The sequence below is a fragment of the Microbacterium sp. NFH-22A-Y genome (genome assembly GCF_021401375.1).
GTDB lineage: Bacteria > Actinomycetota > Actinomycetes > Actinomycetales > Microbacteriaceae > Microbacterium > Microbacterium hominis.
On sequence record NZ_JACBGF010000001.1, the window covers coordinates 778,049 to 802,698 of the forward strand.

General features: G+C 69.8%; 32 protein-coding genes and 3 tRNA genes. 16 read left to right on the forward strand and 19 right to left on the reverse strand.

From position 1 onward, the window contains the following. Positions 1-32: 32 nt before the first annotated feature. The 16 genes from L0965_RS03680 to L0965_RS03750 form a co-directional block, all read right to left on the reverse strand. Positions 33-914: a DUF2303 family protein gene (locus L0965_RS03680; protein ID WP_234057937.1), complete on the reverse strand. Its 882-nt coding sequence runs from the start codon at positions 912-914 to the stop codon at positions 33-35. Next, the gene (locus L0965_RS03685) at positions 911-1,294 is read right to left on the reverse strand and encodes a hypothetical protein (protein ID WP_101305710.1); all 384 of its coding nucleotides are present in this window, start codon (positions 1,292-1,294) and stop codon (positions 911-913) included. Before L0965_RS03685 ends, L0965_RS03680 begins: the two co-directional genes overlap by 4 nt. Positions 1,295-1,378: 84 nt before the next feature. Beyond that, a complete protein-coding gene (locus tag L0965_RS03690) occupies positions 1,379-1,522 on the reverse strand; it encodes a hypothetical protein (RefSeq protein ID WP_157831565.1) in 144 nt (47 codons plus the stop codon). Continuing rightward, positions 1,519-1,836 carry a hypothetical protein gene (locus tag L0965_RS03695; protein WP_234057938.1) on the reverse strand — a complete coding sequence of 106 codons (318 nt, stop codon included), beginning with the start codon at positions 1,834-1,836 and terminating at the stop codon, positions 1,519-1,521. Before L0965_RS03695 ends, L0965_RS03690 begins: the two co-directional genes overlap by 4 nt. 121 nt (positions 1,837-1,957) lie before the next feature. Beyond that, positions 1,958-2,923 carry a recombinase RecT gene (locus L0965_RS03700; protein ID WP_234057939.1) on the reverse strand — a complete coding sequence of 322 codons (966 nt, stop codon included), beginning with the start codon at positions 2,921-2,923 and terminating at the stop codon, positions 1,958-1,960. Next, complete coding sequence (locus tag L0965_RS03705; protein WP_234057940.1) at positions 2,923-3,543, reverse strand: YqaJ viral recombinase family protein; 621 nt, start codon at positions 3,541-3,543, stop codon at positions 2,923-2,925. Before L0965_RS03705 ends, L0965_RS03700 begins: the two co-directional genes overlap by 1 nt. Continuing rightward, on the reverse strand, positions 3,540-3,845 hold the full coding sequence (locus tag L0965_RS03710; protein WP_234057941.1) for a hypothetical protein: 306 nt from the start codon (positions 3,843-3,845) through the stop codon (positions 3,540-3,542). Before L0965_RS03710 ends, L0965_RS03705 begins: the two co-directional genes overlap by 4 nt. Further along, positions 3,842-4,126, reverse strand: coding sequence for a hypothetical protein (locus L0965_RS03715; protein WP_101305715.1), 285 nt, complete (start codon positions 4,124-4,126; stop codon positions 3,842-3,844). Before L0965_RS03715 ends, L0965_RS03710 begins: the two co-directional genes overlap by 4 nt. Further along, a complete protein-coding gene (locus tag L0965_RS03720) occupies positions 4,126-5,397 on the reverse strand; it encodes an ATP-binding protein (protein ID WP_234057942.1) in 1,272 nt (423 codons plus the stop codon). Before L0965_RS03720 ends, L0965_RS03715 begins: the two co-directional genes overlap by 1 nt. Next, positions 5,394-5,657, reverse strand: coding sequence for a hypothetical protein (locus L0965_RS03725; RefSeq protein WP_101305717.1), 264 nt, complete (start codon positions 5,655-5,657; stop codon positions 5,394-5,396). Before L0965_RS03725 ends, L0965_RS03720 begins: the two co-directional genes overlap by 4 nt. Further along, positions 5,654-5,815 (reverse strand): hypothetical protein, encoded by a 162-nt coding sequence (locus tag L0965_RS03730; protein ID WP_157831568.1) that lies wholly within the window; start codon positions 5,813-5,815, stop codon positions 5,654-5,656. The genes L0965_RS03725 and L0965_RS03730 overlap by 4 nt, the downstream gene beginning before the upstream one ends. Beyond that, positions 5,812-6,081: a hypothetical protein gene (locus tag L0965_RS03735; protein WP_101305718.1), complete on the reverse strand. Its 270-nt coding sequence runs from the start codon at positions 6,079-6,081 to the stop codon at positions 5,812-5,814. The genes L0965_RS03730 and L0965_RS03735 overlap by 4 nt, the downstream gene beginning before the upstream one ends. Next, a complete protein-coding gene (locus L0965_RS03740; RefSeq protein WP_234057943.1) occupies positions 6,078-6,302 on the reverse strand; it encodes a hypothetical protein in 225 nt (74 codons plus the stop codon). The genes L0965_RS03735 and L0965_RS03740 overlap by 4 nt, the downstream gene beginning before the upstream one ends. Beyond that, positions 6,299-6,583, reverse strand: coding sequence for a hypothetical protein (locus L0965_RS03745; protein ID WP_234057944.1), 285 nt, complete (start codon positions 6,581-6,583; stop codon positions 6,299-6,301). The genes L0965_RS03740 and L0965_RS03745 overlap by 4 nt, the downstream gene beginning before the upstream one ends. 62 nt (positions 6,584-6,645) lie before the next feature. Continuing rightward, positions 6,646-6,777: a hypothetical protein gene (locus tag L0965_RS16540; protein ID WP_267956375.1), complete on the reverse strand. Its 132-nt coding sequence runs from the start codon at positions 6,775-6,777 to the stop codon at positions 6,646-6,648. After that, the gene (locus L0965_RS03750) at positions 6,777-7,016 is read right to left on the reverse strand and encodes a helix-turn-helix domain-containing protein (protein ID WP_101305721.1); all 240 of its coding nucleotides are present in this window, start codon (positions 7,014-7,016) and stop codon (positions 6,777-6,779) included. The genes L0965_RS16540 and L0965_RS03750 overlap by 1 nt, the downstream gene beginning before the upstream one ends. Before the next feature lie 100 nt (positions 7,017-7,116). Between L0965_RS03750 and L0965_RS03755 the strand changes: the two genes are divergently transcribed. The 6 genes from L0965_RS03755 (at position 7,117) to L0965_RS03780 (ending at position 11,594) form a co-directional block, all read left to right on the forward strand. Further along, positions 7,117-7,602 carry a helix-turn-helix domain-containing protein gene (locus tag L0965_RS03755; RefSeq protein ID WP_234057946.1) on the forward strand — a complete coding sequence of 162 codons (486 nt, stop codon included), beginning with the start codon at positions 7,117-7,119 and terminating at the stop codon, positions 7,600-7,602. Continuing rightward, positions 7,599-8,048, forward strand: a complete 450-nt coding sequence (locus L0965_RS03760; protein ID WP_234057947.1) for an ImmA/IrrE family metallo-endopeptidase — start codon at positions 7,599-7,601, stop codon at positions 8,046-8,048. The genes L0965_RS03755 and L0965_RS03760 overlap by 4 nt, the downstream gene beginning before the upstream one ends. A gap of 139 nt (positions 8,049-8,187) precedes the next feature. Beyond that, positions 8,188-9,645 carry a recombinase family protein gene (locus L0965_RS03765; RefSeq protein WP_234057948.1) on the forward strand — a complete coding sequence of 486 codons (1,458 nt, stop codon included), beginning with the start codon at positions 8,188-8,190 and terminating at the stop codon, positions 9,643-9,645. Positions 9,646-9,771: 126 nt separating this feature from the next. Further along, positions 9,772-10,257: an FBP domain-containing protein gene (locus tag L0965_RS03770; RefSeq protein ID WP_060960374.1), complete on the forward strand. Its 486-nt coding sequence runs from the start codon at positions 9,772-9,774 to the stop codon at positions 10,255-10,257. A 99-nt stretch (positions 10,258-10,356) separates the two neighbouring features. Further along, positions 10,357-10,438 (forward strand) — tRNA-Tyr (locus L0965_RS03775). Between the two features lie 133 nt (positions 10,439-10,571). Continuing rightward, on the forward strand, positions 10,572-11,594 hold the full coding sequence (locus tag L0965_RS03780; RefSeq protein ID WP_101307161.1) for a hypothetical protein: 1,023 nt from the start codon (positions 10,572-10,574) through the stop codon (positions 11,592-11,594). A 24-nt stretch (positions 11,595-11,618) separates the two neighbouring features. Here the strand turns inward: L0965_RS03780 and L0965_RS03785 are convergent, their stop codons facing one another. Then, positions 11,619-13,181 (reverse strand): NAD(P)/FAD-dependent oxidoreductase, encoded by a 1,563-nt coding sequence (locus L0965_RS03785; protein ID WP_101305724.1) that lies wholly within the window; start codon positions 13,179-13,181, stop codon positions 11,619-11,621. A 31-nt stretch (positions 13,182-13,212) separates the two neighbouring features. On the opposite strand from L0965_RS03785, the gene L0965_RS03790 reads away from it, so the two are divergent. The 10 genes from L0965_RS03790 (at position 13,213) to L0965_RS03835 (ending at position 22,613) form a co-directional block, all read left to right on the forward strand. Next, positions 13,213-14,028, forward strand: a complete 816-nt coding sequence (locus L0965_RS03790; protein WP_061782309.1) for an inositol monophosphatase family protein — start codon at positions 13,213-13,215, stop codon at positions 14,026-14,028. A gap of 157 nt (positions 14,029-14,185) precedes the next feature. Further along, entirely contained in the window at positions 14,186-15,574 is a 1,389-nt protein-coding gene (locus L0965_RS03795; RefSeq protein ID WP_101305725.1) for a M23 family metallopeptidase, read from the forward strand. A 62-nt stretch (positions 15,575-15,636) separates the two neighbouring features. Next, positions 15,637-15,708, forward strand: a tRNA-Thr gene (locus L0965_RS03800). A 35-nt stretch (positions 15,709-15,743) separates the two neighbouring features. Further along, positions 15,744-15,817 (forward strand) — tRNA-Met (locus L0965_RS03805). A gap of 153 nt (positions 15,818-15,970) precedes the next feature. Beyond that, positions 15,971-17,698 (forward strand): ABC transporter ATP-binding protein, encoded by a 1,728-nt coding sequence (locus L0965_RS03810; RefSeq protein ID WP_101307162.1) that lies wholly within the window; start codon positions 15,971-15,973, stop codon positions 17,696-17,698. Then, a complete protein-coding gene (locus L0965_RS03815) occupies positions 17,695-19,719 on the forward strand; it encodes an ABC transporter ATP-binding protein (RefSeq protein ID WP_101305726.1) in 2,025 nt (674 codons plus the stop codon). The genes L0965_RS03810 and L0965_RS03815 overlap by 4 nt, the downstream gene beginning before the upstream one ends. Then, on the forward strand, positions 19,716-20,525 hold the full coding sequence (locus L0965_RS03820) for a sulfite exporter TauE/SafE family protein (RefSeq protein WP_082734225.1): 810 nt from the start codon (positions 19,716-19,718) through the stop codon (positions 20,523-20,525). Before L0965_RS03815 ends, L0965_RS03820 begins: the two co-directional genes overlap by 4 nt. 92 nt (positions 20,526-20,617) lie before the next feature. Then, positions 20,618-21,067 (forward strand): MaoC family dehydratase N-terminal domain-containing protein, encoded by a 450-nt coding sequence (locus L0965_RS03825; protein ID WP_101305727.1) that lies wholly within the window; start codon positions 20,618-20,620, stop codon positions 21,065-21,067. Next, positions 21,064-21,477 (forward strand): MaoC/PaaZ C-terminal domain-containing protein, encoded by a 414-nt coding sequence (locus L0965_RS03830; RefSeq protein ID WP_060960380.1) that lies wholly within the window; start codon positions 21,064-21,066, stop codon positions 21,475-21,477. The genes L0965_RS03825 and L0965_RS03830 overlap by 4 nt, the downstream gene beginning before the upstream one ends. After that, positions 21,477-22,613 (forward strand): UDP-N-acetylmuramate dehydrogenase, encoded by a 1,137-nt coding sequence (locus L0965_RS03835; protein ID WP_060960381.1) that lies wholly within the window; start codon positions 21,477-21,479, stop codon positions 22,611-22,613. The genes L0965_RS03830 and L0965_RS03835 overlap by 1 nt, the downstream gene beginning before the upstream one ends. Here L0965_RS03835 and L0965_RS03840 read toward each other — a convergent pair. Both L0965_RS03840 and L0965_RS03845 read right to left on the reverse strand, forming a co-directional pair. Then, complete coding sequence (locus L0965_RS03840; RefSeq protein ID WP_101305728.1) at positions 22,610-23,380, reverse strand: phosphatase PAP2 family protein; 771 nt, start codon at positions 23,378-23,380, stop codon at positions 22,610-22,612. The two genes, L0965_RS03835 and L0965_RS03840, sit on opposite strands and share 4 nt — an antisense overlap. 53 nt (positions 23,381-23,433) lie before the next feature. Further along, the gene (locus L0965_RS03845; RefSeq protein WP_101305729.1) at positions 23,434-24,639 is read right to left on the reverse strand and encodes a pyridoxal phosphate-dependent aminotransferase; all 1,206 of its coding nucleotides are present in this window, start codon (positions 24,637-24,639) and stop codon (positions 23,434-23,436) included. Positions 24,640-24,650 lie beyond the last annotated feature (11 nt).

Genomic DNA, 24,650 nt, shown 5'->3' on the forward strand with positions numbered 1-24,650 from the left:
GCGCTGAGCCCGGAATGCTCAGCGACCTGTCGTCAGGCGGACGGTTTGCCGTTGAAGATCGGGACGCCGCCGACGCCGTCGTGCACGCGCGTCTCCGTCTCGTCCTTCTTGTCGGTGCGGCCGTCGCGGATCTCGGTGACGATGTCAGCGAACGCCGCCTCGAGGATGTTCTCCGGGCGTTCCAGTCGGAACCCGAGCACGACGTTCCCGCCGTTGAGGCGGTAGCGGAACGACGCCCAGATGGAGTACATCGGACCGCCAACGTACGGGCGCAGCGCGAGCTGGATGCGCGCGGGGATCTCGATATCGCCCTTCTGACCCGCCTTCGCCTTGGTGTCCTCGACGTACTGGAGGGTGACGTCGCCGCTGCCCTCCCGGAAGCCGGACTCGAAGTTCACGCTCGTCTTCGCCTGGAAGGTCCGGGCGATGTCGATGAGCACGGCGGGCGCCGGGTCGATCACGTCGAGGTAGCGGTCGTCGAGGAACTCCGCGAACGTCTGCTGGTCGAACAGCTTCCCGTCGGCGGCTTCCCACGCGAGCCACGCCTTCGACTTCTCGAGGCCGAGCGTGAGGCGGTGCTTCTGCCAGCCCGGATCGCGGAGGCCGCCCTCGTGGGAGTCGATCACGGCCACCACGGACGAACTGTTCGTGTGCGCGTAGATCTCCGTCCCGGCGATCTTGTGGCGGTTCACGTAGGCGACGAACGACGCGGCATCCGTGACGACGCGGGCCGCCGACACGTGCCGAGGGTTCTCCGCGTACTGGTCGGTGTCGACGATCCGAAGGCCGCCGGTGCCGTCCGGGACGAGGTAGACCTCGCCGAGGTCGATCGACTGGTGTGCCTCGCTGTCCGCCTGCTGCTGGATCGATGCGACGACAGCCGCCTCGGTCTTCGTGTCCTCGATGACGGTCATGCGCCCGGAGCCTCCTTGATCTCGCCCGTCTTGAGGTCGATGTGGCCGCCGGCGTCGCGGATGTCCTCATCGGTGAACAGCGGTGCGGTCGTCGGGTCCGTGCGCGACAGGTCGCCCTCGGCAGTGACGAACGCGAGCGCGCCGATCCTGGTCTTCTCGGGGATCTTCTGCGAGATCTTGTCGGTCACGATCACCGCGTCGAGGCCGCCGTCGGCGGGCTTCACGTCCAGCCGGATGACGAGCGATCCGACCTTCCCGGTGTCCTTGACCGCGGCGACGACCTTCCGCAGCGTCTCCGCCGCCTCGATGTCGGTGCCGGGTCGCACCGCCGCGAGCATCGCGGCGAAGCTCGGCGGCTTCTCCTTCTCCTTGTCAGCCACTGGGGCTCCTTTCTGGTGGTGGTAGGTGGGGGCCGGCTAGACGTTGAGGTTTGCCCTACTCGACGTCCTTCCACCGGCCCCGGTCTATGTGGCCGCGCGGATCAGCCGGCGTACGAAGTCGAGAGCCTCGGCGCCGGTCGGGAATGCGGCGACGCCGCCGCCGAACGACACGAGCCACGGCCGGAAGGTCGCGCCCTTCGTCTTTCGGACCCGGATCGGGGCGCTCATCGGGGCTCCGTCATTCCGAACGCGGTTGCGATGCGCTTGCCGATGTTCATGAGCGCGAAGCTGCGGTTCTGCACGCCCTTCGCCTTTTCCTCGGCGTAGCGCAGCTTCTCCTTCGCGAGGTTCAGCTCGTGCAACTCCTCGCGAGTCTTGGAGTGCGCGTACTGGCGGGCCATCTGCGTGCCGGACTTCTCGTGCATGATCATCCACTCGGCGAACTTCGCGAGATAGGTCTCCTCCGCCCGGTTCCGGTCCTCGAGAAGCACGACGATGACCTTCGCGATGTGCTCGATCGTGTCGGCTGTGGCAGCGATCATCTGGTTCGCCTCGGCTGGTCCGAGCGGGAGACCGTAGATGCCAGAGGGGATCGCGAGCATCTCCGCGACTGCCTGCTCCGCCGGGGAGAGGCGGATCTCGCCAGTGCGCCCATCGACAATGTCAGTCACCGGACACCTCCCCGGCTGCTACCGCGGCGTCGAACTCTGCGGCGTCGGACGCCTCGTACTCCTCCTGGGTGATGGGGCCCGCCGAGGGCGTGACGTGGGGAGCGTCAGCGGGGGCGCTGCCCTCGGCGGGAGTCTCGGTGTCGGCGACGATCTCGGCGTCGACGGTGTTCGCTTCGGTGGCGAGGACAGCGGCGCGCGCACGGTAGGCAGCGCGGATCTTGTCGGTGCCCTGCCCGGACTCGGCAATCCGTTCGCCGACGAGAGCGAGTGCCTCTTCGGAGTCGGCGGCGGCGATGAGCGCTTCCCAGTCCTCGGAGGGTTCCGCGGCTTCCGTCGCGTTCGGGCGCAGCTCGTCGTCGGTGTAGACGCCCGAGAGGTCCTGGGGGAACGCCTTGCGCATCGCGAGTGCCTCCGCGCACTTCGCGAGCTGTCCGGGGCCGCGCTGCGCCCACATGGACGTGAGGTCGCCGTTGCGCTTCGTCTGCGCGTACTCGTCCCAGGTGGCGATGCCGACGGCGGGCTTGTCCTTGTCCCAGTCGTGCCGGTAGACCTTCACCCGGGCCGCGAGTGGGTGGTGGCCGTGGAGCTGCTTGACGAACACCTCGACCCACTCACCAGACTCCGTGAGCCACTCAGCGGGGGCTTGCCCCGCGTACTGCTTTGAGCGCTCCGCGACGACCCGGAAGCCGTCGATGCCAGTCTGGATCGACCACTCAATGCCGTCGGAGCCGGCTCTGCCGATGCAGTAGATCTGACGAGCGAGGGGGTCGAGGCCGGTGCGCGCGCTGGTGTGTTGGAAGCGGGCGATGACGGCGCGGGGGGCGAGTTCCTTCTCACCGCGACGCTCACCGTACGTGTGGGTGAACACGAGGCCAGCGGCTTCGATGACGGCGCGCTCCTCGTCGGTCCAGTCGGCGGCCGCGCTGGAGGCGGGAAGGGCAGCTACTGCGGTGGACATCAGAACGGGACTCTCTGGGTCTGGGCCGCGGTGAGCGCGGCAAGAACGGCGTGCGCGATCGGCACGATGAGGGTGGTCGCGGCGACGATGCGTGTGTCGTCGCGCTCGAAGGTGATCGACTGGATCGGCCGACGCAGACGCCACCCGACGGGCGACTTCTCGTCGGGGACGATCTCGCCCCACACCCACTCCGCATGCACCGCTTCGGGGATGCAGTAGAGCTGCCAGGCGAGCTGACGGATCTCGTACGGGGTGGGGTCGGTGACGATGCGGTTGTGCTTCGTCTTGGTCTCGACGATCGCGAACCCGTCGCCTGCCGGCTTAGTGCCGTCGATCGTCGCGCCGAAGCGCCGGTTGTCCGGGTGGTGGATGAACAGCGAGTTCGGGCGGGCACCGACAGCGCCGAGCAGCGCGGGCTCCCAGTCGTTCCCCGAACGGGTGGACTCGTTGCCGGAGAAGGTGCGCGGTTCGAGGATCTGGCGGACGTACGTCTCCACCGATCCCGGCTTCGCGAACTTCCCCGCCGTCGACGAGCCGATGACCTTGTCGTGCACCGCCAGCCAAGACTCGCGGTCGGCGGAGTCCGCGAGGGTGCGGCCGAGCACCGCGAGCGCGCTCATGATGCGCTCACGAATCGTTCGCTGTGGAACCGCTCGCTCACGGTCGTCTCCTCGATCGTGCGGACGGTGCGCCGCTCTTCGGTGATTACGATCCGCTCGGTCTGAACGCCGAATCGGTCTCTGGCGTCCCGCGCTTCGGACTCGGCGCGGGCGGCGACGGAGGATCGCGCCATCGCGTGCTCGTCCCAGTGCGACTGCTTCCACTCCGAGTGGAGCGTGAGCACCTTCCCGGTCGACAGATGGACGTCCGCGCGCCACCGGGCGGTGTGGTTGGACCGCGTCACCTCCCGCTGGACGCTCATGCTCGCCTCTGATCTTCGACGCGAGCCTGCAGGCGGGCGGCCGGGGCCTCGATGTGACGGTGGCGCCAGTCGGCGTCGTTCATCAGGCGGGCAGGGATAACCCGGCCGACCTGATCGCGCGCGCCAGCCGCCATGAGGGTGTGGATGAAGCAGTGGTCACGCTCAGCGTGGATCGACATCGCCTCGGCTACCTGGAGCGTCGCGACGGCTTCCGCGATCATGCGGAGGCTCGGACGGCGGCGGCGCTGCGGGATCTGGACTCGAATGATCAGGATGCCCATCACGCACCCGCCTCGGTGAGCGCGCCGCCCTCGATGGTGAAGCCGATCTGCCGCGACTCGTCACGGTCACGCTCCACGAGGACCGTGTACCCGCGCTCGTCGGCGAGCTCACGGATCGCGGCGAGAGAGTCGGCATCCAGGAGGTCGCCGTCCTTCACGATGACCAGGCGCAGCTTCGGGTCGCCGGCGGTGGCGATCGCGAACGCGACGCGGCGACGCATGGCCGAGTTGACCTGCGTGAACGGGACGTCGTCGAACGTGACGCCGTTCTCATCCACGGACAGGCCGTCGACGGGGAACGTCGCCGCGGCGAGGCCTTCGCTCTTGCGCTTCTCGATCGCGTCGAGGTCGCGGTTCGCGGCGGCCTGCGCGGTCTCCGCTGCGGCGCACTCGGCGGCGACCTTCGAGTACTCGCGTCTCGCGCGCACGGCGGCGTTCGTCTCGTCGACGGCCGCGAGCTTCGCGCGCAGCGCATCGAGGTTCGGACGCTCCGGGGTCTGCTCCCAGTGCTTGAACTCCTGCGCGATGGATGCGCGGTCGGCGTCGGCCAGCTCGAGGTCGAGTCGCGCCGCCTCGAGCGCGCGCTCCAGCTCGTCGACGCGCGACTCGCACCGCTGCATGTGGGCGTCCGCGTCTGCGAGAGAGCGGCGGAGGGTCTCGCCGTCGCGCTCGAACTCCTGCGCGGCCTCGATCTCGGCCAGCACCGCCGCACCCGACACCTCCTCGGCGGGAGCGTCGAGAGGGTTCGGCATCGACGCGAGAGCGCCCTGCAGGCGGCGCACGTCGCGGCCCGCTTCGAGCCGCCGCTGCTCCGCGCCCGCCTTCTCGCGGGCGAGCGCGTCGATGTCGAACGGCAGGTCGACCTTCGCGAGGAGCGCGTCCCGCTGACGCTTCTCGTCGAGGTTCAGGAACGCGACCGGGTCGAAGATCAGCCCGCCCACCAGCGACGCGACGACCTCGGCGGGCTTCGAGTACTTCGCACCGTCGAGGGCGAACACCTCGAGGCGGCCGGCGTCGTTCTTCTTCCAGGTGCGGACGATGCGGACGCCGAGGTCGGTGTCGGTGAACTCGGCGCGGGCCTCGTCCTCGCCTTCACGGATCGGCTTCGGCGTCAGGCGGGTGCCCTTCGGGTCGAACAGCTCCACGAACGCGTCGATGAAGCTGGACTTTCCGGCACCGTTTCCGCCGGCGATGACCACGAGGGAGCCCTCGGGGGAGAGGGTGATCTCGCGGACGCCCTTGAAGTTCGCCACGGAGAATGTCTGGCTCACCGGTGCTCACCGTCCTCGATGACGTTGCGGAACGTCGGCTTACCGAAGATCGGGACGGTGGAGGTGCGGATGATGCCCCTCCAGTCCGGCATCGCGCCGGGCATCACGACCCGCTCGCCGATGATCGGTCGCGACTGGTACATCCGCTCGCGGAGGACAGTGAACAGCTCGCGGGCAGACGGCCGGTAGCGGCGGGCGATGCGGGAGTGCTCTCCCGCGTTGCGCGCCGTGGTGTGGCGCGGGTGGACGGTGGTGTTCATGGACGGCGATCCTTCTTGGACGGAGCCCCGACGATCGTCAGGACGATGAATGCGGTGGTGGCGGCGACGCCGAGGAGGGTGGCGCCGTTGTAGGAGGTCAGGGCGAACGGGATCATCCCGACCGCGAAGATCAGCAGGAACAGCCGCGCCGGCTTCACGACGCCGCCCTCGCGCGTGCGTTGTCCTCGGCGGGGAGAGCGCGGGCCGCGGTCATGAAGTCGTACCCGCATCCCCACTGGCAGGTGCCCTCCGCGTGCACAGGCACGGGGCCACAGTTCGGGCAGTCGGCCATCACGTGCGGGTCGGCCTCGAAGTCGTTGAAGAACTCCGACAGGTCGCCGAGACGGAGCTGCTCGACGGCCTCCGGGACGGTCAGGTCATCCCAGTCGGGACGCGCGACGGGCCGCGGGTCGGTGACGATCATCGGATGATCACCGCCACGACCAGCAGAATCACCGCGACGAGACCGGGAATCGCGGCCAGTACCGCCGGGTTCGCCTCGCGGCGGAACGGCATGGCGATGTCGTCGTTCGAGCGCGCAGCGCGTTCGCGGCGGTCGATGTCCTCGTCCACCGCGGAGAGGCGGGCGGAGAGCTCCGCGTCGGCGATCCAGAAGTCGCGACGAAGGACCGGCGGGAGGCTCATGCGTCCCGCTCCATGAGTTCCTCGGTGACCGCCGGGTGCCGCACGAGTGTGCGCGGCGCGGGGTTCTCGATGAGGGTGCGCGCTTTCTCCGCGAGGATGGCGAACTGCTCGGCGGCGGCAAGACTGCCCTCGTGGAGCAGGGCGATCGCGGCATCCGCGTGCGACTGCTTCTCGCGCCGCAGCGCGTCGATGTCGCCGGCGGCGTGCATCGCGTCGAGGTCAGCGGACCAGCGCTCCAAGAGCTGCGCGGCGCTGTCCGGTACGATCAGGGTCTGAGCCATGTGCTTGGCTCCTTTCTGTGATTCGCCCCCGTGCCAGCGGGGGCGTTTCCGTTTCGATATCGCTACGCCGCGGCAGCGGCGGACCTCAGCTCCTCCCGGGCATCCAGGTAGGCCTCGAACGACAGCTCGAACGCCTTCTCGCGGCGCTCCAACTGCTCAGGTGTCAGCCCCTCGGGGCCCGAGGTGGCGGACATCAGGCGGCCCCCGCGGCTGCTTCGACGCGGTTGACCGGGTTCGCGATGTACGCGCTGAGTGCCCCGATCGTGTTGGCGACGTACTTCTCCGACACGTTCTCGGCTTTGCCGTTCTCCACCTGCGAGAGGTAGCCGGCAGAGCGGCCCGTGAGCTGCGCCGCCTCCGCGAGCGTCAGGCCAGCGAGTTCGCGCACCGCACGGATGCTCTGCCCGGCGGCTCTGGCGGCTTGGTTCCTCATGGGGAAGAAATTACCAGAGTTCCCCACCCTTGTGAAGCAGTTTCACTCTGAGTTACCCATTGTTTTGACTGAAATGAGGAATAGTCGCTAGCCTGACCCCATGAACACGCGATCCGGTGGGGAAGAACTGATCCCGGGACCGATAGATGTCGATTCGATGACGGCGGAAGAACGCACGGCCCTGGGCCCTCTCATCCGCCGAGTCCGCGAGTCGAAGGGCATGACCGCGCTCGAACTCGCGGCGGCAGCCGACATCGATCGCAAGACCCTCCGCTCAATCGAGAACGGAGGACGCGCCGGCCAGCCCGCGAAACTCCACGCCATCCTCGAAGCGCTCGGCATCTCACAGGTCCGCGACTACGACCGGTTCAGCGAGCGCACCCGATCCTTCATCTACGCGACCGCACCGATCTTCGACCACCTGCCCGAAGCGCTCCAAGACGATGCGCAGCACGATGTCGTCGTGCTCCTCACCGGGAAGCTGGCGCGCTCCGCCGACATCCCCACGATCGGTGTCGGCACCGCCCAGCAGGATCGGATGGTCGCTTTCGAGCGCTCCGAGGATCGCGGTGAGGATGGGGAATGAACGAACTACACGACATGCTCGAAGCCCTCGGCATCCGCATCGAGTACACCAAGCACCTCCCGCGTGACCGCGACGGCGAGTACATCCACGACCGGGGCCTCATCCGCCTCCGTGCAGGCATGGCAGAACGCCTCCACCGCTCGGTGCTCGCCCACGAGGTCGCGCACGCCGTGTTCGCAGACGTCCCCTCGATGCTCGGCCCCGTCAACGCGAAGCAGGAACGCCGCGCCGACGAGTGGGCCGCGCTCCAACTCATCACGCCCGAGGCCTACCGTCGAGCCGAAGCGATCCACGGCTCCCACAATGGCGCTCTCGCTCTCGAACTCGGCGTCGTCACTCGGCTCGTCGCGGCCTACCAGCGCATCCTCGCCCGCATTGGCGACACCGTCTACGTCGCCCCCCGCATGGGCGGCGGTCAGTACCACCACAGCGAGCGCGTCGCATGAGTCCGTCCAAACGCTCGCGCGTGTATCTCGTGACTGACTCTAGGAACGTGAGTAGTAGTCAGGGACTGGGACTGGGGTCGTTGAACGAACACCGAACGTTCGCCATGCGTTCGGGCGAACACACACCGAACGAGGCACGATGATGGCAGTGAGAGAGGCACGCCGCCCCGTCCCCGCAGCGCGCCGCGCGATCGCGCTCGTGCGCGTCTCGATGGAGTCCGACAAGCTCACGTCGCCCGAGATTCAGCGTCACGCGATCCAGCAGCACAGCGACCGCCGAGGCGACGAGATCGTGGAGTGGATCGAGGGCATCGACGAGTCCGGGTCGCGCAAGAAGTCGGCCTGGTGGGCGAAGCTCGACTACGCGGTAGAGCGCGTAGAGCGCGGCGAGGTAGACGTCATCTACGTGTGGAAGTTCTCCCGCACCGCCCGCCAACGCCTGAAGTGGGCGCTCGCGCTCGACCGCGTCGACAGCGCCGGCGGCAGCATCGAGTCCGCGACCGAACAGACCGACCCCACCCCGTCCGGACGCTTCACCCGCGGCATGATCGGTGAGATGAACGCCTACCAAGCAGAACTCATCGGCGAGGTTTGGCGCGAGACGCACGAGCGCCGCCGTCGCAACGGCATGCCCCCCACTGGCGGCCCGCGGTTCGGCTACCAACGTGTCGACGGACGCTACGAGCCCGACCCCGTCACCGGCCCCATACTCGCCGACCTCTACCGCTGGTATCTCTCGGGCATGGGCTCCGCGCAGCTGACGCGCAAGCTGAACGAGCTCGGTGTCGAGGATCGCAGATGGACCTACCAAGGCGTCATGGGCCTTCTGGACAGCGGATTCGCCGCCGGCCTCCTCGGCCGCACGCGACCGAAATTGCTCCCCGCCTGGGAGCGGGAGTACACCGAGGGCATCCATCCGCCGCTAATCGACATGGAGACCTGGCACGCGTATGTCGCCCGTCGGCAGCAGCGGTACCGGAAGCAGACGCGCACGCCGCGGCGATACCTCCTCACCGGCCTCGTGCGATGCGGCGACTGTGGAAGCCCGATGTCGGGGAAGGTCTTCGACGGCCGCCCGACGTACGTCTGCTCGCGCTCCACCACCACGGATCTCGTCAAGCGGGTCACGATGGTCGCATGGCGCGTCGAGAAGCTCGTGGATGAGTGGCTCGCCGCCTCCGCAGACAAGTACGCGCGCGCCCAGGCCGTCGAGGCGACCCGTCGGAAATCGACCCGCACCCAGACCGTCGCGAACAGCATCCGCCGCGACATCGAGAAGCAGAACGATCGCCTCGTGCGCCTCAGCGACCTGCTCATCGACAAGATCATGACCGCGGAGGAGTACCGCATCAAGGCCGACGAGATCCAGGCCCGGAAAGACGCGCTCGAGCGTCGGCTGTCGCTCGCCGTCGTGAACCCCGTGCAAGCGGCCGCACCCGCTAACCTCCCCGACGACATCATGCAGCTCTGGCCGACGATGACGGTCGAGCAAAAAGCCGGCACACTTCGGCCGCTCATCGACCGGATCGTGATCTACCCAGCAGCGCGCCGCGGCGCCGTCGACCGGCACGTCGAGATCATCGCCACCTGGGAGTAGGACTGCTATTTCGACAGGCCGTTGTCGAAAGAGCTGTCAGCCATGCGTGGCAGTCTAGCCGCGCCCGCGCGAGCAGACCCCGGATGCCCGCCCCCGCGGGCGCGGACGCGTTCGTAGACTGGACGGATGCAGCCGCTCACGGAGGATCAGGTGCGCGCCGCGCTCGTCAACGCGACACCCGACGAGGTCGATCGGATGGGCGTGCCGCTCTCGCTCGTGCTCGCCGACTGGGACCACCTGGACTTCCTCGCCTGGTCCGACCCCGACTTCCGCGGCCGCGGGTACCTGGTCGTGGAGCGCGACGGCGTACCGACCGGGATCGTGCTGCGCGCGGCATCCGGAGCGCGGCCGCGCGCCGCGATGTGCAACCTCTGCCACACGATGCAGCCCGGCAACCAGGTCGCCCTGTTCACGGCGCGACGGGCGGGGGATGCCGGGGCCCGCGGCGACAGCGTCGGCACCTATATCTGCGCCGATCTCGGCTGCCACGAGAACGTCCGGCTGGCCGCGCCGCTCGCGCCGAGCGAGGTGCGCGCGAGCGTGGACAGGCGGATCGACGGCACGCGTCACCGCGTGGAGGCCTTCGTCGATCGTGTCGTCGCCCCCGTCTGACGAGGCGATGCGCCCTCCGGTTTTTCGGAAGGCGCCCGGCCGGGTAAGATGGTTGATCGCGCCTCCGGTCGACTGCAAAAGCCGGGCGGGTGCGCACTTGGCGAGTTACCCAAGCGGCCAAAGGGATCTGACTGTAAATCAGCCGTCTTCGACTTCGGGGGTTCGAATCCCTCACTCGCCACCCACAGGAAGGCCCCGTTTCGGCGGGGCCTTTCGCGTTCCCGGGTAGCGCGCCGCCCGCCCGCATACCTGCATGGCCGGCGCACCCCGTGTCAGGATGGGGGAACGGATGGATGCCCGACGAAGGGAACGACATGACCGAGCCGACGAGCTCACCGCACTCCACGAAGATCCTGCGAGCGACGATCTGGGTGGCGATCGGGGCGCTCATCGCCGCGGCGCTCGTCTGTGTCGTATGGGTGCTGATCGGCGACTCGAACGGCATCGTCGGCAAGGCGTTCCTGACGATCCTCCTGCTCGCGGGCTTCGCCGGCGTGGCGATCGGCGAGTCGAACCTGGCCCCCCGCCGCCCGACGTGGCTGGCGCTGACGAGCATGATCTCCTGGGTGCTGATCCTCCTGGTCGGGGCGGTGCTCATCTGGATGCCGACCACCGGCTACTTCGGCTCCGGCGCCGAGCGTGTGTTCCGCTTCATCCTCATCGCCCTCATCATCCAGGGCGCACTGCTGCACACGCGCCTGTACCTCAACGCATTCCTGCGTCACCAGACCACGTTCACGTCGATCGTCGCCTACGTCACGATCGGCCTGGTGGCGATCCTGATGGTCATGCTGGTGCTGCCTCTCATGACCGACGAGTACGTGACGTACCGCCCGCTGTACTGGCGTGTGGTCGTCGCGCTGGCGATCCTCGCCGCGGTCGGCACCGCGCTCATCCCGCTCGTGAACGCGCTCTTCGCCCCCAAGCGTCCCCGCCCGCCGGTGCCCGCCCCCGCACCCTACGGCGCTGCCCCCTACGGCGCTGCCCCCTATGGCGTGGCCCCCTATGGCGCCGCCCCCGCGCCGCAGCCGGCCGCTCCCGCCGCTCCCGCCGCGGAGTTCACCCCCTCGGCTCCGTCGCCCGCGCCGTGGCCGACGCACGCCGACGGCGTGACCCCGCTGCCGGTGTTCCCCGACGGGTCTCCCGACTGGAACGCCTATTACACGGGGCAGCCGTCGCCGGGTGCGCGCGTCTGGTTCTCGGATGCCGCCGCCCCGGCCGCCCCCGCGGCACACCAGCCGCAGGCATCCGCGTCGCCCTCCGTCGAGAGCCCGTCGACTCAGGGGTACGAGGGCTTCCCGCCGCCGCCCCCGCTTCCTCCGCAGCAGCACAGCTGACGGTCGGCCGCCGCGGCGCGAGCTTCATCCGAGGATCTCGAGAGCGGCCATCGCGGCGTTGTGGCCGCCGATGCCGCTGACGGCGCCCCCGCGGCGCGCTCCCGATCCGCACAGCAGCACGCGATCGTGGGAGGACGCGACGCCCCACCGCTGCGCGGGCGAGTCCAGAGGCTCATCGTCCGCCGCCCACGGCCACGCGAGCGGGCCGTGGAAGATGTCGCCGCCCGTCATCCGCAGCGATCGTTCCAGATCGACGGTCGTGCGCGCCTCGATGCACGGCGTGCCGTCGGGGGCGGTGTAGATGCAGTCCGCGATCGGTTCGGCCAGCACGGCGTCGAGCGTGCGCTGAGCGGCATCCATGAGCCTCGCGCGGTAGTCGTCGGGATCGACGCCCGCGCTCAGCCGGTGCGGCAGCTGCAGACCGAAGAGGGTGAGCGTCTGCGCCCCCGACGCCTGCAGCCGGGGGCCGAGGATCGACGGGTCGGTGAGGGAGTGGCAGTAGATCTCGGACGGGAGGGGGTCGGGGATGCCGCCGGTCGCAGCCGTCGCGTAGGCGTCGTCGAGCGGGCTCATCGTCTCGTTGACGTGGAACGTGCCCGCGAACGCCGCCTCGGGGGCCACCTCGTGGTCGCGCAGGCGCGGCAGGCGCAACAGGAGGAGGTTCACCTTCAGCTGAGCCCCCTCGGGCGGATCGGCCTCGTCTGTGCGCGGGTCGCCGAGGAGATCGGCGAGCACCGCGGGCCCGACCCCGCTGAGCACGAGCCGCGCCGAGAAGGTCTCGCCGGAGGCGAGCGTGACGGTCCCGTCGGGATCGATCGCGACCACCTCCGCCTCGGCGCGCAGCTCGGCGCCGGCCGCCCGCGCCGCGTGCTCGAGCGCCGCGCTGACGCTCCCCATGCCGCCGACCGGAACGTCCCAGTCTCCGGTGCCGCCGCCGATCACGTGGTAGAGGAAGCACCGGTTCTGGCGCAGCGAGGGGTCGTCGGCCCACGAGAACGTGCCGATGAGGCCGTCGGTCAGGGCCACGCCGCGCGCGATGTCGGTGTGCAGGCTCTCGCGCAGGAGATCGCCGAGCGGGCGTCGGGTCACGGCATCCCAGAGGCCCGCGTCGGGCAGGAGTGCGCGCAGCTCGGATTCGCGCCGGAGCGGTGAGGTCACGGTCGGGAACACCGCGGCGGCGAGCGGCAGCAGGCGATCGGAGAGCTCCGAGAAGCGCTCCGCCTCCCGCACGTCGCCGGTCGTGCGGATGAAGCTCGCGGTGGTGGCCGCGGCATCCGCGTTGTCGACGAGGAGACCGCGGGTCGGATCGCCGGGGTCGGGCGTGTACGAGCTGTAGCGGCGCCGGCGCAGATCCAGCGGGAGGTCGAGGTCGTCGACGATCGTCCGCGGCAGGAGGCTCACGAGGTAGGAGTAGCGCGAGAGCCGCGCGTCCACTCCCGGCCAGGGGTGTTCGGACACCGCCGCCCCGCCCCATCCGTGCTGTCGTTCCAGCACGACGACGCGCTTGCGTGCGCGGGCGAGATAGGCGGCGGCGGTGAGGGCGTTGTGGCCCCCGCCCACGATCACGACGTCGTAGAGCGCGCTCATGAGCCCACGGTAGTGCGCGTACGGTGGAGGCATGGTGGATGCCGAGCGCTTGCACGTGATCGCTGTCGAGATCGCTCGGGAGGCGGGTGCGCTCGCACGGCGGCGGCGCTCCGAGGGCGTCGCCGTGGCGGCGACGAAGTCCACGCTCGCCGACATCGTCACCGAGGCCGACCGCGAGGTCGAGCAGCTCATCCGCGACCGGCTCTGCGCGGAGCGACCCGATGACGGTTTCGTCGGAGAGGAGTCCGACGCGCAGCCCGGCACCAGCGGGGTGACGTGGATCGTCGACCCGATCGACGGCACCGTCAACTATGCCTACGGCATCCCTCACTACGCCGTCAGCATCGCGGCGGTGACCGGTGAGCCCCGCCCGGGCCGGTGGGAGGCGCAGGCCGCCGCGGTCTACAGCCCCGTCGTGGACGAGCTGTTCCATGCGGTGCGCGGCGGGGGAGCCTGGCTCGGCGAGCAGCGGCTGGCCGTGTCGACGGTGACGGATGCCGGGGCCCTCCTGGCCACCGGCTTCGGATACGACCCGGCGACCCACGACGGCGACCTGGCGCGCGTGCGGCGCCTGATGGTGCTCGCGCGCGATCTTCGCCGGGCCGGGGCCGCGTCGCTCGATCTCGCGTACGTCGCGGCCGGGCGACTCGACGGCTACTTCGAGCGCGGATTGAAGCCGTGGGATCACGCGGCGGGCGCCCTGCTCGTCACCGAAGCCGGTGGCCTCGTCGGCGGTCGGCCCGGCGGAGCACCCGGTGCCGACATGACGATCGCCGCCGGGCCCGGCCTGTTCGAGCGGATGCGCGACCTGCTCGACGAGGTCGACGGCGTGGGCGGAAACGGATAGGAACGTCCACCGCGCGTCCATGGCATTCCCAGCGTGCAGCATGTAGTGTTTACCCGATCGTTATCTTTGCCGGCCCGAACGGCAGAGTGATCCGAAGCCCGTAGTACGTCGCCGCCCGGAGCTCCCCCTTCCGTGCGGCCTGACGAGAGCCTGTGATGTGACCCTCGACACCCCCACGGCTGACGCCGCGCCGTCACGGCGCGCAAGCCGACGACCCGAAGCGGCGGCGACGCCGAACGGGTCGGGTGTGCTGACCCGCGCGGAGTACCGGCGCCGGGCTGCCGAGGCGGCCGCGGCCTCCGCTCCCGACGTGGTCTCGCCCGAATCCGCGCTCGCCGAGGCCCCCGCCACCGAGCTGACCGACGAGCCCTCGCTCGCCGAGGCCGTCGTGGCGGATGTCGCCGCGGCGATCGTGGCCGAGACCGTCGTGGGCGCGCAGCCCGACGAGGCGTCGCGTCGGCGTCTGCGCCGCGCAGCGCGCGCCGTCTTCGAGTCCGTCGCCGCCGACGGCGCCGCCAAGGTGGAGGTCCACGTCGACGCCGCCGACGACCAGCCGGTCGCCGCGCAGTCGATCCCCGTCGCCGAGCAGCTTCCGTCGGGCTCCGCCTTCACGGCCCCCGCGGACGATGCCTGCGACCTCGACGAGTTCGAGTTCGCCGCGCGACTGTTCTCGTTCACCGGTGAGACCCCCGTCCAGCGCCCGGTCGTCGACGCGACGGACGACACCGTGTCCGCTGCCGAGCCGGCCCCGCACGTCGCACCGCGTCGGCCCCGTGCGACGGCGGTGGTGAAGCGGATGGCGGCGGCATCCTTCTCCGTGGGCGTCATGGCCGTCGTGGGACTGCTCGCGGTCAGCACGACGACTCCCGCCGCGGCGATCGCCTCGGCATCCGACACCACCACATCGACCTCGACCTCGACCGCCGTGACGGCCAGCCAGAAGCTCACGACGGGATCGGGCAGTCAGATCCAGGCGTTCGTCGCTTCGGGCGCCGAACAGCCCAACGCCCTCGATCGTCCCGAGAGCTACAACGTCACCTCGATGGCGGAGCTCGCGGCCGAGTCCGGTGTGCGCCTGTTCGCCAACACGTGGGTCAACGACCCGACGTCGCCGATCCAGTACCCGTTCCCCGTCGGCGTGCCGATCTCGGCCGCCTTCGGATCGCTCGCCTACGAGTCGGAGTTCGCCACGCCGCACAACGGCGTCGACCTCACGCCGGGCGAAGGGGCCGAGATCCACGCCGTGGCGGCCGGTACCGTGCGCATCGCGACCGAGGCGGGCGGCGACTACGGCGTGACCGTGCTCATCGATCACATCATCGACGGTCAGCTCATCTCCACCCGCTACGGCCACATGCAGTACGGCTCGCTGCAGGTGAAGCAGGGCGACAAGGTCACCGCCGGTCAGGTGATCGGCCGGGTCGGCCAGACCGGTAAGGCGACCGGGCCGCACCTGCATCTCGAGGTGCTCCTGGGCGGCACGACGCGCATCGACCCGATGCCGTGGCTGGCCGAGCACACCAAGGGCGGTCACACCGTCGGTTGACCGATTCTGTCGGACGCCTCGGCTCTGATATTCTTTTCTGGTTGCCCCGCGAGGGGCGGCACGCCCCGATAGCTCAGTGGCAGAGCACTTCCATGGTAAGGAAGGGGTCGTCAGTTCAATCCTGACTCGGGGCTCGCAGCATCCACATCTCGCCGTGTGGGTGCGGCGCGGCGGGGTAGCTCAGTTGGTGAGAGCGCACGACTCATAATCGTGAGGTCGCGGGTTCAAGCCCCGCTCCCGCTACCGAATACCCAGATCAGCCCCGGAATCTCCGGGGCTGTTTTGCGTCATGGGTCGCCCGATCCCGCACTTACCGCGCGGATCCGGGACGCGTGCGTGTCGGCGCCCGGCGATAGCATGAACCGTTCCCACCTCGCCCCGCAGACGGAGTGCCTCATGCTCGGAAAACTCCTCGTCCGTTACCTCTGGACGTACAAATGGTGGCTGCTGGGCGTGCTCGTCTTCCAGTTCGCCTCGGCCATGGCGTCCCTCTACCTCCCGCGACTGAACGCCGACATCATCGACAAGGGCGTCGCGGCAGGTGACACCGGCTACATCTGGTCCCGCGGCGCGTTCATGCTCGTCATCGCGCTGGGCCAGATCGTCGCGTCCGTGATCGCGACGTTCTTCGCGGCGCGCGCGGCGATGAGCGCGGGCCGCGACATCCGACGCGACGTCTACGACAAGGTGAGCGGCTTCTCCGAGCGCGAAGTGTCGTCGTTCGGCGCGGGCACCCTCATCACCCGCAACACCAATGACGTGCAGCAGGTGCAGATGCTCGCGATGATGGGCGCGACCATGCTCGTCACGGCGCCGCTGCTGGCGATCGGCGGCATCATCATGGCCGTCCAGCAGGATGTCGGTCTGAGCTGGCTCATCGCCGTCGCGGTGCCGACGCTGCTCGTGATCGCGGGCTTCATCATCAGCCGCATGGTCCCGCTGTTCCGCGAGTACCAGGGCAAGCTCGACGGCGTCAACCGTGTGATGCGCGAGCAGCTGACCGGTGTGCGGGTCGTGCGCGCCTTCGTCCGCGAACGCATCGAGGAGGCGCGCTTCCGCGTGGCCAACACCGACATCATGGTCGTCGGCCGCCGCGTCGGATCGCTCTTCGTGATCATGTTCCCGCTCGCGATGCTCGTGCTCAACGTCACCGTCGTCGGCGTGATCTGGTTCGGCGGCATCCAGGTGGATGCCGGTCACGTCGAGATCGGCACCCTGTTCGCGTTCATGCAGTACGTCGGCCAGATCCTCATGGGCGTGCTGATGGCGACGTTCATGACGATCATGATCCCGCGCGCCGCCGTCTCCGCCGACCGCATCGGCGAGGTGCTCGACTCCACCGATGCGCTGCACCGTCCCGCCCAGCCGATCGACCGCTTCCCCGAGCTGGGCGCCGTGGAGTTCGACGACTTGTCGTTCAGCTACCCCGGCGCCGAGTCGCCCGTGCTGGAGCACATCTCCTTCCGGGCCGAGCCCGGTCAGACCGTGGCGATCGTCGGGTCGACCGGCTCCGGCAAGACGACGCTCGTCTCGCTCATCCCGCGGCTGTTCGACGTGACCGACGGCACCGTCCGCGTCGGCGGCGTCGATGTCCGCGAGGCCGATCTCGACGAGATGTGGCGCGGCATCGGCTACGTTCCGCAGCGTGCGTTCCTGTTCACCGGCACCGTCGCCAGCAACCTCCGCTTCGGGCGGGAGGATGCCACCGACGACGAGCTCTGGGGCGCCCTCGACATCGCCCAAGGGCGCGACTTCGTCTCCGAGATGGAGGGCGGGCTCACGGCACGCATCTCCCAGGGCGGCACGAACGTGTCGGGCGGGCAGCGCCAGCGGCTCTCGATCGCGCGAGCGATCGTGCATCGCCCGCACGTGCTCGTCTTCGACGACTCCTTCTCGGCGCTCGACGTCACCACCGACGCGCGACTACGACAGGCGCTGTGGCGCGAACTGCCCGACGTGACGAAGATCGTGGTCGCTCAGCGCATCTCCACGATCGCGGATGCCGACGTCATCGTGGTCCTCGACGACGGGCGCCTGGTCGGCATCGGAACCCACGACGAACTGCTCGCCGGCAACGACACCTACCGCGAGATCGTCGAATCGCAGCTGGGGGTGGACGCATGAGCGCGCCGAACACGGCGGCCCTCTCCGAAGAGGAACGCGAAGAACTCGAGCTCGCCGAACAGGCGCGGCTCAACTCCGGGTCGTGGGACTCGGTCGCCCCCGGCAAGGCGGCGAACTTCGGACGCAGCTTCGGTCGGATGATCGGCCTGCTCGCCCCCTACAAGTGGGCGTTCGCGTTCGTCTCCGTCCTCGGGGCGGTCGGCGTCGTGCTCGCGGTCATCGCCCCCAAGGTCCTCGGCGAGGCCACCAACATCCTCTTCGAAGGGGTCGTCTCGACGTCGCTGGCCGCCCAGTTCCCGGCCGGCACGAGCCAGGACCAGGTCGTCGACTCCCTGCGCGCGGCGGGACAGGGCGACATCGCCAACATCGTGTCGGCGATGCACGACTTCCAGGTCGGCACGGGTGTCGACTTCGACCGCCTGAAGTGGGTGCTCGTCGCGGTCCTCGCCATCTACGTCGTCTCCGCCGTGCTGACCTGGCTGCAGGGCTATGTCATCAACGTCATCATGGTGCGCACGATGTGGCGGCTGCGCGAGTCGGTCGAGGCGAAGATCAACCGCCTGCCGCTGTCGTATTTCGACCGCGTCCAGCGCGGCGAGCTCATCTCGCGCGTCACGAACGACATCGACAACATCACCCAGACGATGCAGCAGTCGCTGTCGACCGCCGTCACCAACGTGCTCACGGTCGTCGGTGTGCTCGTGATGATGTTCTCCATCTCCTGGCAGCTCGCGATCGTCGCCCTGGTCGCCCTTCCCCTGATGGCCGTGATCTTCGGCATCATCGGGCCGAAGTCGCAGAAGGCGTTCGCCACCCAGTGGCGCAAGGTCGGGCGGCTCAACGCCCGCGTCGAGGAGTCGTTCTCCGGCCACGCGCTGGTGCGCGTCTACGGACGCGAGCAGGACTCGCGGGAGAAGTTCGAGCAGGAGAACGAGGAGCTCTACCAGGCCGCGTTCAAGGCGCAGTTCCTGTCCGGGCTGATGATGCCCGCGATGATGTTCATCGGCAACCTCTCCTACGTCGGCATCGCGGTGCTCGGTGGCCTGATGGTGGCCTCCGGCCAGCTCCGGCTCGGCGACGTGCAGGCCTTCATCCAGTACTCGCAGCAGTTCACCCAGCCGCTGTCGGAGCTCGGCGGCATGGCCGCGGTGGTCCAGTCGGGCACGGCCTCGGCCGAGCGCGTCTTCGAGCTGCTCGACCAGGAGGAGCAGGAACCGGATGCCGAGGACGCGCCGCAACTGCGCGACGGGCGCGGCGTCATCGAGTTCCAGAACGTCGCGTTCTCCTACACCCCCGACAAGCCGCTCATCCGCGACCTGTCGTTCCGCGTCGAACCCGGTCAGACCGTCGCGATCGTCGGCCCGACCGGCGCGGGGAAGACCACCCTGGTCAACCTCCTGATGCGCTTCTACGAACTCGACGGCGGTCGGATCCTCCTCGACGGGCAGGACATCTCCGCGCTCACCCGCGACGACGTCCGCTCCCGCACCGGCATGGTGCTGCAGGACCCGTGGCTGTTCGCCGGCTCGATCCGCGAGAACATCCGCTACGGCAACGAGTCGGCATCCGATCTGGAGATCGTCGAGGCGGCCGTCGCGACGCGGGTCGACCGCTTCGTCCACTCGCTGCCCGACGGCTACGACACCGTGCTCGACGAGGACGCCGCGAACGTCTCGGCGGGGGAGAAGCAGCTGATCACGATCGCGCGGGCGTTCGTGGCGGAGCCGAGCGTGCTGATCCTCGACGAGGCGACGAGCTCCGTCGACACGCGCACCGAGCTGCTCCTGCAGCACGCGATGTCGGCGCTGCGCGAAGGACGCACGTCCTTCGTGATCGCGCACCGCCTGTCGACGATCCGCGACGCCGACCTCATCCTCGTGATGGAGCACGGCGACATCGTCGAGCAGGGCACGCACGAACAGCTCATCGCCGCGGAAGGCGCCTACTGGCGGCTCTACCGCTCGCAGTTCGAGCAGGCGGCGACCACCGTCGACCAGAGCACCGCGGGAACCGACGCGTGAGCGCGGCCGTACCGGCGGCGCCGCAGCGCCGCCGCGACCTGCGCTTCGTGCTCTCGTGCGTCGGCGTGGGCCTCGCCGCGGGACTGCTCTCCGGCCTGTTCGGCGTGGGCGGCGGCACGGTCATCGTGCCGATGCTCGTGCTGCTGCTCGGATTCGATCAGCGACTCGCGGCCGGCACCTCGCTCGCCGCGATCGTTCCCACGGCATCCGTGGGCGTCGTCTCCTACGCCGTGCACGGGTCGGTGGCCTGGATCCCGGCCCTGATCCTCGCCGCGGGAGCGGTGGTCGGCGCGCAGATCGGATCATGGCTGCTCGCCCGGATCCCGCAGAACGCCCTCCGGTGGGGTTTCGTCGGATTCCTCGCCGTGGTCATCGTGATGCTCTTCATCGTCGTGCCGTCCCGCGACGCGGTGCTCGAGCTCACCGTCGCTTCCGGCATCGGACTGGCCGTTCTCGGACTGTTCACCGGCGTGATGGCCGGGCTGCTGGGTGTCGGGGGCGGGGTCATCGTCGTGCCCGCACTGATCTTCCTGTTCGGCACCAGCGATCTGATCGCGAAGGGCACCTCGCTGCTGATGATGATCCCCACCGCCGTCTCGGGGACGATCGGCAACGTCAAGCGCCGCAACGTCGACCTCGTGGCCGCGGCCCTCGTCGGCGTCGCCGCCTGTACGACGACCGCGCTCGGCGCGTGGATCGCGACGCTGCTGTCGCCGTTGGTCGCCAACATCCTCTTCGCCTGCTTCCTCACCTTCATCGCGGTGCAGATGGCGATCCGCGCAGTGCGGGCCCGTCGCACCCGCTGAGCGGGTTCGTCCGTCCCGCACGGCCGGTACGGGGTGTTTATCGCGGCGGTGAGGGACGGATGAGGGCGGGAGCCCCTCGGTAGGATCGAGGGGTGTCAGTGAACCCCGATCTGGTGGGACGTGCGTTCCCGCCGACCGCGTCCTATCTCGTGGGCCGTGAGAAGGTGCGCGAGTTCGCGCGCGCCGTCTTCGCCGAGGCGCCGCAGCACTACGAGCCGGAAGCCGCGCGCGCGCTCGGCTACGCCGACGTCGTCGCGCCCCCGACGTTCGCCATGGTCGTCCAGGACCTGACGATGCAACAGCTGCTCGCGGTCGAGGACTCCGGCATCGCGCTCGAGCGCACGGTCCACGCGGAGCAGCGCTTCCGCTACTCGCGTCCCATCGTCGCCGGAGACGAGCTGGTCGCCCAGCTCAGCATCACCGGCATCCGCCCCTTCGGCGCCGGTGCGATGGTCACCAGCGAGGCCGAGATCACCGACGTCGACGGCAGCCACGTCGTCACCGCGACGTCCGTTCTCCTGATCGGAGGCGAGGTCGCATGACATCCGCACCCCTCGAGATCGGCGTGGTCGTCGCCGAGCGCACCGTGCACCTCACGCGGGAGTCTCTCGTGCGCTACGCCGGTGCGTCCGGAGACCTCAACCCCATCCACTACCGCGACGACGTCGCCGCCCGGGTGGGCCTGCCGGGTGTGCTCGCGCACGGCATGCTCACGATGGGCCTCGCCGTCGAGACCATCGTCGAATGGCTCGGCGACGCCGGGCGCATCCTCGAGTACGGCGTGCGTTTCACGCGCCCCGTCGTGGTGGATGCCGACGCCGGCGCCGACCTGGTCGTCACCGCGAAGGTCGGTGCTCTCGACGACGACACCGCGCGCATCGATCTCACCGTGACCTTCGCCGACACGACCGTGCTCGGCAAGGCGCAGGTGCGCGTGCGCCGGCAGCCCTGATGGGCGAGATCGCGCCCATTCCGCTCGCGCAGCTCACCACGCTGCGCGTCGGGGGCATTCCGGAGCGGATGGTCGAGGCCCGCACCCGCGACGAGCTCGTCGCGGCGCTGCAGGACGTGTGGGCCGCGGGGGAGCCGTGGCTCGTGCTCGGCGGAGGGTCGAACCTGCTCGCCGGCGACGAGCCGTTCGAGGGGACCGTCGTGCTGGTGCGCACCTCCGGCATCGAACGCCTGGCCGACGCCGGCGACGGCCGCGTGCGGCTGCGCGTGGAGGCCGGTCACGACTGGGACGATCTCGTCGAGTACACCGTCGCGGCGGGACTGGCCGGCATCGAGGCGATGAGCGGCATCCCCGGGTCGGCCGGCGCCGCGCCCATCCAGAACGTCGGCGCCTACGGTCAGGAGATCGTCGAGACGCTCGTCGAGGTGGAGCTGCTGGACGAGGCCACCGGCGAGATCGAGGTGGTCTCCGCCGCCGATCTCGAGCTCGGCTTCCGCACCTCGGTGCTCAAACAGCACTACGGCCGCGGCGCGCTCCGTTCGGGCGTGATCGTCTCCATCACTCTCGAGCTGCACGATGTCGGCCACGGCGAGGTCCCGGTGCGTGGCGGCCAGCTGCGGCAGGCGCTGCGCCTCGCGCCCGACGCCGCGGTGTCGCTGCGGTGGATCCGGGAGACGGTGCTCGCGACGCGCGCCTCGAAGGGCATGGTGCTCGACGACGCCGATCCCGACACCCACAGCGCGGGCTCGTTCTTCCAGAATGCGATCGTGTCGGCATCCTTCGCCCGCACCCTCCCGCCCGAGTGCCCCCGGTGGCCTCTCGCCGTGGAGGTCGACCCGGTGACGGTGATCCCGCTCGCGGCGTTCGACGGCATCGTGCCGCCGCCGGTGTCGGTGCAGCCCGACGTGAAGGTCAGTGCGGCGTGGCTCATCGAGCACGCCGGGCTGGGGAAGGGCTTCCGCCTGCCGCGGTCGCGCGCCGCCCTGTCGACCAAGCATGCGCTGGCCCTCACGAACCGCGGCGGGGCGACGGCGGGCGAAGTCGCCGAGCTGGCCCGCTACATCCAGCACCGCGTGCAGGCGGAGTTCGGGCTGCTGCTGCAGCCGGAGCCCGTCCTGGTCGGTGTGGAGCTCTAGAGCTCCCCGCGTCGCTGCGGACCGGACACCGCCGGCGCCGGTGCCGGTCGCGGCGCGTCGCGCAGGAACGGCACCAGCGGCATGATCGTCCGCACCCAGATCAGCCGGGCGGCGGGGAAGACGCCCAGCACCCACAGCACGGAGGCCACGGCGTCCGTGGGGTAGTGCACGCCGATGATCGACACCGAAGCGGCCATCACGACGACCGCGAGGGCGCCGACGACGATCGCGAGGGGACGCCAGCGCGAGCCCTTGAGCATGACGACCACCGTCACCGCGACGGCCGCGACGAAGACGACGTGACCGCTCGGGTACGACGGGTCCACGGGCATGTGATCGACGGGATGCGGCAGGAGGGTCGCGTCGGGACGCGGGCGGGCGACGGCGATCTTGATGATGTCGGCGGGCACCCACGTGACGGCGACCGTTCCGGCGAACGCGATCGCGAGGGCGATGCGCCCGCTCACCGCCCACACCAGTCCCGTCGCGATGATCGTGATCACGATCGCGGGGACGGGCGAGAACAGGTCGTAGACCAGCGCGGTCACCTGCCCGGCCCCGGCGATGTGCCAGCTGTTGAGCGTGCGCGACAGGTCGGCGTCGATCGGGGCGGCGCGCAGCGCCAGCCCCGCGCTGATCAGGAAGACGACGGTGGCCAGGCCCACCACGAGCGCGGTCGCCGGGTGCACCGAGGGGGCGAGCAAGGCGTTGCGCGGTCGCCGCGACCTGCGCGATGCCGAGACGGAGACAGGGGACGACGAACGCATGAGTCCCGATCGTCCCCCGCTCGTCTCTGAGGTCTCTGAGTGCCGGCTCGGGCTCACTCCGTGCCGAAGAGCTTCTGCAGTCGTTGGACGCCCTCGAGCAGCTGGTCGTCGCCGAGCGCGTACGACAGGCGCAGATAGCCGGAGGGGCCGAACGCCTCGCCCGGCACGACGGCGACCTCGGCCTGCTCGAGGATGAGGTCGGCGAGCTCGAGCGAGGTGTCGACGCGGGTGCCGTTCCATTCCCGTCCGAGCAGCCCGGTGACGTCGGGGTAGACGTAGAACGCGCCGAGCGGGTTCGGCACGGTGACGCCCGGGATCTTCGCGAGCTCCGCGACGATGAGCCGGCGGCGGCGGTCGAACGCCTGGCGCATCTGCTCGGCCTCCGTCTGCGGGCCGGTCAGCGCGGCCAGTGCGGCACGCTGCGCGATGTTGTTGACGTTCGAGCTGAGGTGCGACTGGAGGTTGCCGGCGAGCTTGATGGCGTCGGCCGGCCCCACCATCCAGCCCACGCGCCACCCGGTCATCGCGTAGGTCTTGGCCACGCCGTTGACGAGGATCGTCTGTCCGGCAAGCTCGGGCACGGCCTCCACGATCGACACGGCGCGCGCACCCTCGTAGACGAGGTTCTGGTAGATCTCGTCGCTGACGACCCAGATGCCGTGCTCCAGCGCCCATGCCCCGATCGCCTTCGTCTCCTCGGGCGTGTACACGGAACCGGTCGGGTTCGACGGTGAGACGAAGACCAGCACGGTGGTCTTGTCGGTGCGGGTGGCCTCGAGCTGCTCGACGGTCACCTTGTAGTCCTGGTCGGCGCCGGCGAAGACCTCGACGGGGATGCCGTCGGCGAGCGCGATCGCCTCGGGGTAGGTCGTCCAGTAGGGCGCCGGCAGCAGCACCTCGTCACCGGGGTTCACGACGGCCTGGAACGCCTGGTAGACGGCCTGCTTGCCGCCGTTCGTGACGATGACCTGGGACGGGGCGACCTCGAGCCCCGAGTCGCGCAGGGTCTTGGCGGCGATCGCCTCGCGCAGCACCGGCAGGCCGGCCGCGGGCGTGTAGCGGTAGTTCGCGGGGTCGTGGAGGGCGTGGGCCGCGGCATCCACGATGAACGCCGGCGTCGCGAAGTCGGGCTCGCCCGCCGCGTAGGAGATCACGGGGCGGCCGGCGGCCTGCAGCGCCTTCGCCTTCGCATCGACCTTCAGGGTCGCGGACTCGGCGATGGCGGACAGCTTGCGGGACAGGGGAGCGCGTTCGGTCACAGGCAAAAGCG